Consider the following 6,643-nt stretch of genomic DNA (forward strand, 5'->3'; position numbering starts at 1 on the left):
GCGGGCGCTTCCGGTCACGGTCGGTAGCCTTGCCCTGTGACAGACATGCAGGTGAACCCGCCCTTCCGGCTCGCGTACGTTCCGGGCGTGACCCCCGGCAAATGGGCCCGGGTCTGGGTCGAGCGGCTCCCGGACGTCCCGCTCGACCTGGTCGCGGTGCCTTCCACCGACGGTGAGCGGACGGTGCGCGAGGGTGCGGTGGACGCCGGGCTGGTCCGGCTGCCGGTCGACAAGGACGTGCTCAGCGCGATCCCGCTCTACACCGAGAGCACCGTGGTTCTCTTCCCCAAGGACCACTGGCTCGCCGCCGCCGAGGAGGTCGCCCTGGACGACCTCGCCGAGGAGGTGGTCTTCCACCCGCTGGACGACACCCTCGGCTTCACCGCCGACACCCTGCCCGGGCGCCCGGCCATCGCCCGCCCGGACACCACCGCGGACGCGGTCGAGCTGGTGGCGGCCAACGTCGGCGTGCTGCTGGTGCCCCAGTCGCTGGCCCGGCTGCACCACCGGCGGGACCTCACCTACCGGCCGGTGCTGGAGGCGCCGCAGTCGCAGGTGGCGCTGTCCTGGCCGCAGGAGCGCACCACGGACCTGGTGGAGGAGTTCATCGGGATCGTCCGGGGGCGGACCGTCAACAGCTCGCGCGGCCGCGGGGCGGGGGCGGCGGCCGAGGCCCAGCAGAAGGCCCAGCCGAAGAAGGCCGCGGCGCAGCGCAAGCCCCAGCAGCAGTCCCAGAAGCCCAAGCCGAAGCCGAAGCCGGCGGCGGGTGGCCGAGGCGGGGCCGCCGCCCGGCGGGGCAAGCCGAAGCGGCGCTCCTAGGACGCCCCGGAGAGTAGCGTCGGCCCCGTTCCGGACAGTCGTGGTGGGAGGAGCGGGGCCGTGTGGCATGACCTGGTGGTCGTCCAGATTCCGATCGTGGAGAAGATCCTCCGGACGATCGCGGTCTACGTGCTGATCCTGGTGCTGTTCCGGCTCGCCGGGAAGCGCGGGCTGGCGGGGTTGAACACCTTCGACATGGTGGTGGTGTTCCTGCTCTCCAACGTGGTGCAGAACGCGATCATCGGCAACGACAACAGCCTGCTGGGCGGCACGATCGGCGCGGTCACCCTGGTCGCGGTGAACGCCGGGGTGACCCGCTGGCTGGCCCGGGACCCGCGGGCCGCGCGCATCCTGGAGGGCGCGCCGACCACGGTGGTCCGGGACGGCGAGCTGGTGCCCGGCGCGCTGCACGACCTGGCGCTGCGCCCGTCCGAGCTGGAGCACGCGATCCGGGTGCAGAACGGTGACGACGTCAGCGATGTCGCGCGGGCCCGGCTGGAGCCGGACGGGCAGCTGCTGGTGACCCTCCGGGCGGCCGAGCGGAGCGCCACCAAGGGCGACGTGGAGGAGCTGCGGGAGCGGCTGGCGTCGATCGAGCGGCTGCTGGCCGCCATCGCCGCCGACCGCCGGCCCCCGCACTGACGGACCCCACGTTGACGGGCCCCGCATTGACGGCCCCGCACTGACGGGCCCCACGTTGACGGCCCCGCGCGGACGCACCCCACGTTGACGACCCCGGGCCGGGTCAGCCCTCGGAGGGGGCGGCGGCCAGGCTGGTGCCGCGGCGCCGGCCGCGGGCGGTGGCGGTGGCCAGGGCGAAGCCGAGGGTGGCGGCGAGCAGGTGGCCGACGGTGGTGAACTCCGGGAGCGGTCCGGGCCAGTCGTGGTCGCCGGCCAGCGGCCAGGCGAGCACGAAGGCGGCCCAGGGCAGTCGGGCCCAGCGGGGCAGCGCGAGGGTGGCGAAGGCGAGGGCGGCCTGGGCGCCGTAGCTGATGCCGTAGTCCGAGGCCTCCCGCACGCTCTCCGGGTACCAGCCCTGGTGCAGGGCGAGCACGATCACCAGGGCGGTGATCAGGGTGGCGCCGACGTGCCCGGCGAGGAACACCGCGGCGGCCCGCGGGGTGCCGAAGCGGCGTTCGGCCCAGGCCAGGCCGACGACGATGCCCAGGCCGAGGGTGATCAGGGTGCCGCCGAAGCCGGTGGAGGCGATGTCGGTGAGCGTGCCGTCGTACAGCAGCGCGCTGCCGACCAGGGCGCGGGCCGGGTGGTCGTGGAGGTTGTCGAGGTTGGTGCTGATGTAGCCGCGCAGGTCGTCGGCCTGCGCCTCGGACAGTCCGTACTCGACCCAGGCGTGTCCGAGCAGCAGCAGCCCGACGTAGACGAGCGTCAGCGGCGAGCGCCGCGGGTAGGTGCGGACGGCGCGCGGCAGCCCGGTGAGGAGCCCCAACGGGCGTCGAGCGTTCATGGTCTGATGGTGTCCCGGTCGAGCGGCTGGTCCGGCCGGTCCGGATGCGACCGGCCACCTCGGGACAGTACCGAATACCGGTGGACGCCGGGCCGGTGCGCCCCTCAGCGGATGCGGTGGGCGAGCGTCGCGGTGAAGGGGCGGGGGGACAGCGAGGCGCTGCGGTGCGGGCGGATGGGCCGGTCGCGGGTGGGGGTGACGGTCCAGCGGGCGGCGATGGTGGCGAGGGCGAGGGCGGCTTCGGTGGTGCCGAAGGCGTCGCCGATGCAGCGGCGGGCGCCGAGGCCGAAAGGGGTGTAGATGCCGGGGGCGGGGTGGGCGGTGGTGAGCCAGCGGTCGGGGTCGAAGCGGTCGGGGCAGGGGAAGAGGTCGGCGCGGCGGTGGAGCAGGTAGGGGCTGTAGAGGACGGTGGCGCCGGCCGGGAGGTGGTGGCCGCCGAGTTCGGTGTCGACGGTGGTGGTGCGGCTGAGGATCCAGGCGGGCGGGTAGAGCCGCAGGGTCTCGCTGACGATCCGGGCGGTGAGCGGCAGGGCGTGCAGGTCCTGGTGGCGGGCGGGGCGGCCGTCGAGGACGGTGTCGAGTTCGGTGTGCAGGCGCTCGCGGACGGCCGGGTTGGCGGCGAGCAGGGTCCAGGCCCAGGAGAGGGTGGCGGCGGTGGTCTCCATGCCGGCCAGCAGGAAGGTGACCACCTGGTCGTGGATCTCGTCGTCGGTCAGGCCCCGGCCGTCCTCGTCGCGGGCGCCGAGCAGGGTGGAGAGCAGGTCGTGGTGGTCGGTGCCGGCGGCGCGGTAGTCGGCGATCAGGCGGTCGGTGATCTCCCGGAGGTCCCGCCGGGCGCGGGCGAAGCGGCGGTTGCCGGGGGTGGGGATCCGGTCGGCGCCGGGCAGCGGCAGCATCATCCGCCGGGCGACGCCGTGGGCGACGACGTCCATGGAGGTGTGGACGGGCAGTGCGCCGGCCCGCTCGTGGGCGGCGAACAGGCAGCGGGCGGTGACGGCGGTGGAGAGGCGGTACATCGCGGCGGGCACGTCGACCACGGCGCCGTCGCGCCAGCGGGCGGTGGTGCCGGCGATCTCCTCGGCCATCATGGCGGCGTAGCCGGGCAGCCGGTCGCGGTGGAACGCGGGTTGGAGCATGCGGCGTTGGCGCCGGTGGAGGGCGGCGGGGCAGGTGGCGAGCCCGTTGCCGAAGGCCTCGCGGGCCTTCTCGACGATGATGCCGCCCTTGTCGTAGGTGCGGTGCTCGGTGAGCAGCCGGCGCACCAGGTCGGGGTGGCAGGCGACGTACGCGTCGAGCGGGCCGAGCCGCACCCGGACGAGGTCGCCGTGGGCGGGCAGCCCGGCCACGAAGTCGAGCGGGTTGCGGAGGAGGGCGGGGGCGTGGCCGAGCAGGGGGAGTGCGCCGGGGGCGGTGGCCGAGGTGTACTGGTCGGTCGGGCGGTACTGGGTGGGCACGGGCGTCACCTCGGGGAGGGCGGGTTCGTCGGGCGTCGGTGATCTTTCCCGGGGCCCGTCGGTGAAACGGCTGGTGACCGGCGGGTGGGGTGAACGTGGGGGCGCAGATAGAACGGCCGTGCGCCGTGCCGGGCTTGACGGCCGGTTCGGGGCGGTCCGCGCGGGGGTATCCGGGGGCGGTGCCACACGCCTACACTGCGAACCTCCGTACGATTACCGGCTGGTATACCGGCCGGTACAGTCACGTGGCACTACCGGTTGGGAGTTGGGATGGCCGACGAGCGGGCCCACGCGTTCACCGACGACGCCCTCGGCACGCACGACGCGGTGGCCCTGGCCGCCCTGGTCCGGGCCGGCGAGGTCAACCCCCGGGAGCTGGTCGCGGCCGCCGTCGCCCGCGCCGGACGGATCGACGGCGCGCTGCTGCCCGTCGCCCACGCGAGCCACGACCGGCCCCGGATCAGCCGCGAGGGCATCGGCGGCCCGCTCTGGGGCGTGCCGACCTACCTCAAGGACAACGTCGACCTGCGCGGCCTGCCGACCGCCATGGGCAGCGAGGCCTACCGGGCCCGCCCGGCCCGCCGCAACGCGCCCTTCGCCGACCAGCTGCTCTCCACCGGCCTGGCTGTGCTCGGCAAGACCCGGCTGCCCGAGTTCGGCCTGAACGCCTCCACCGAGTTCGCCACCGCCCAGCCGGTGCGCAACCCCTGGAAGACCTCCCACTCGCCCGGCGCCTCCTCCGGCGGCTCGGCGGCCCTGGTGGCCGCCGGCGTGGTGCCGATCGCGCACGCCAACGACGGCGGCGGCTCGATCCGCATCCCGGCGGCCTGCTGCGGACTGGTCGGCCTCAAGCCCACCCGCGGCCGGCTGGTCACCAACGCCCAGGGCGGCAAGCTGCCGATCGACCTGGTCACCGACGGGGTGGTGACCCGCACGGTGCGCGACACCGCCGCCTTCTTCGCCGCCGCCGAGCGCCACCACCGCAACCCGAAACTGCCCCCGCTCGGCCTGGTCGAGGGGCCCGGGGAGCGCCGGCTGCGGATCGGCCTGGTGGTGGACTCACCGACCGCCAAGACCGACGAGGCGACCCGCCGGGCCGTCGAGGAGACCGCCGCCCGGCTGGAGGCGATGGGCCACCGGGTGGTGCCGACCACCCTGCCCTTCGGCGAGGAGTTCTCCCGCGACTTCCTCGCGTACTGGGGCTACATCGCCTGGGTGATCGCCCTCACCGGCCGGGTCATGCTCGACCCGAGCTTCCGGGCCGGCCGGCTGGACGGCCTCACCACCGGGCTGCGCCGCGGCTTCCAGGCGGAGTTCCCGCGCATCCCCGGCGTGCTGCGCCGGCTGCGCCGGGCCGAGGCCGTCTACGCGGGGATCTTCCGCGAGCACGACGCGATCCTCTCCCCGGTGCTCGCCCACACCGCCCCGCCGATCGGGCACCTCAGCCCCAACGTCGCCTTCGACGAGCTGATCGAGCGGCTGCTGCGCTACGTCGCCTTCACCCCGGTCAACAACGTGACCGGCGGCCCGGGCATCGCCCTGCCCGCCGGGGCGGCGCCCAGCGGCCTGCCGATCGGGGTGCACCTGTCGGCCGCGCACGGGCAGGAGCGGCTGCTGCTGGAGCTGGCCTTCGCGCTGGAGGCGGACCGGCCCTGGCGGCGCATCCAGGACTGACCGGGGCTGAGCGGCGGGGCTGAGCGGCGGGGCTGAGCGGCGGGGCTGAGCGGTGCCGGCCAGGACAGACCGGGACGGAGCGGAACAGACCAGGACGGAGTAGGGCGGACCAGGACGGAGCAGGGCTGACCGGGGCCCGCCCTCAGGTGGCGGCGACGGACCTCGCCGCGTGCACCTCGTGGTACAGCCGGGCCAGCGCGGAGTCCGGCGCCGGCGCGTCCGGGGAGCCCGGGGGCAGCGGAGCGCCGGTGCGCAGCGCCTCGGCCAGGTCGGTCAGCTCCCGGGCGACGGCGCCGACCTCGGCCGGGGTCGGCACCGGCGCTCCGTGCTCGATCCGCACCCGGGTCGCCGTGGTGGTGTCCACGATCCGCTCCACCGCGATCACCAGCGGCCACCAGGCCTCCGCCCGGGCGCCGACCGGCGGCGGCTCGGTGAGCGCCCGCTGGAACTCGCTGCGCACCGTGGAGAGGTCCCGGTAGAGCCGCCGCCGGTAGCGGGCCCGGGCCGGTTCGTCCCGGCCGGGCGCGGTGGTGAAGGCCAGCGACACGTACGAGGCGGTGTCCTGGACGGCGTCGGCCAGCCGGTCGCCGATCCGGGTGTGCCAGGACTCCGGCCACAGCAGGTAGCCCGCGACCAGGGCGATGGCGCAGCCGATCAGCGAGTCGTACAGCCGGGGCAGCACCAGGTGGAAGCCCTGGTGGTTGAGCAGGTCGGAGAGCATCAGGATGACCGGGGTGATCGCCGCGGTCTGGAAGGCGTACCCCTTGACGGACAGCGCCGGGATGAGCATGGCGAGCGCCGCCATCACGGGCACGTCCCACCAGCCGCGCTCCACCTCGGCCAGCACCGGGATCGCGATCAGCAGCCCGGTGGCCGTCCCGACCGCGCGCAGCACCGCGCGGGAGAACACCGAGCCGAAGTCCGGCTTCAGCACGAAGGTGACGGTCAGCGCCACCCAGTACGAGCGCGGCACGGCGATCACCGACACCAGCACCTGGGCCAGCCCGATGCACAGTGCCAGGCGCAGCCCGTACCGCCAGGAGGCGCCGGACAGCAGCAGCGCGCGGGCCGTCCGGCGGGCCCGCACCTCCAGGCCGGCGGGCCGGCCCAGCCGGTCGGCGACGGTGCCCAGCATGTCGTAGCGGTCGGCGTCGGCGAGGTTGCGGGCGCCGATCTCGGTGCCCATGTACCAGCCGTTGAACGGCGCGGTGGGGTAGCGGACGCCGCCGAT

Annotated in this window: 6 protein-coding genes; 3 read left to right on the top strand and 3 right to left on the bottom strand. The window is 75.1% G+C overall.

What is annotated here, in order from left to right; translation table 11 throughout:
• Nucleotides 1-36 precede the first annotated feature (36 nt).
• Together BG452_RS44500 and BG452_RS44505 are read left to right on the top strand one after the other, a co-directional pair.
• Entirely contained in the window at nt 37-819 is a 783-nt protein-coding gene (locus BG452_RS44500) for a LysR family substrate-binding domain-containing protein (RefSeq protein ID WP_411293109.1), read from the top strand.
• A 60-nt stretch (nt 820-879) separates the two neighbouring features.
• Nucleotides 880-1,461, top strand: coding sequence for a DUF421 domain-containing protein (locus BG452_RS44505; protein ID WP_188310105.1), 582 nt, complete (start codon nt 880-882; stop codon nt 1,459-1,461).
• Nucleotides 1,462-1,564: 103 nt separating this feature from the next.
• On the opposite strand, the gene BG452_RS44510 is transcribed toward BG452_RS44505, so the two are convergent.
• Together BG452_RS44510 and BG452_RS44515 are read right to left on the bottom strand one after the other, a co-directional pair.
• On the bottom strand, nt 1,565-2,284 hold the full coding sequence (locus tag BG452_RS44510; RefSeq protein WP_188310106.1) for a rhomboid-like protein: 720 nt from the start codon (nt 2,282-2,284) through the stop codon (nt 1,565-1,567).
• A gap of 104 nt (nt 2,285-2,388) precedes the next feature.
• The gene (locus tag BG452_RS44515) at nt 2,389-3,738 is read right to left on the bottom strand and encodes a cytochrome P450 (RefSeq protein WP_188310107.1); all 1,350 of its coding nucleotides are present in this window, start codon (nt 3,736-3,738) and stop codon (nt 2,389-2,391) included.
• A gap of 270 nt (nt 3,739-4,008) precedes the next feature.
• Between BG452_RS44515 and BG452_RS44520 the strand changes: the two genes are divergently transcribed.
• The gene (locus tag BG452_RS44520) at nt 4,009-5,412 is read left to right on the top strand and encodes an amidase (protein ID WP_188310108.1); all 1,404 of its coding nucleotides are present in this window, start codon (nt 4,009-4,011) and stop codon (nt 5,410-5,412) included.
• Nucleotides 5,413-5,554: 142 nt separating this feature from the next.
• Here the strand turns inward: BG452_RS44520 and BG452_RS44525 are convergent.
• Nucleotides 5,555-6,643 (bottom strand): FUSC family protein (locus BG452_RS44525; RefSeq protein ID WP_188310109.1); only part of this gene is annotated, 1,089 nt, incomplete at its 5' end.

It is taken from the genome of Streptomyces sp. CBMA123, assembly GCF_014596465.1.
Classification (GTDB): Bacteria; Actinomycetota; Actinomycetes; order Streptomycetales; family Streptomycetaceae; genus Kitasatospora.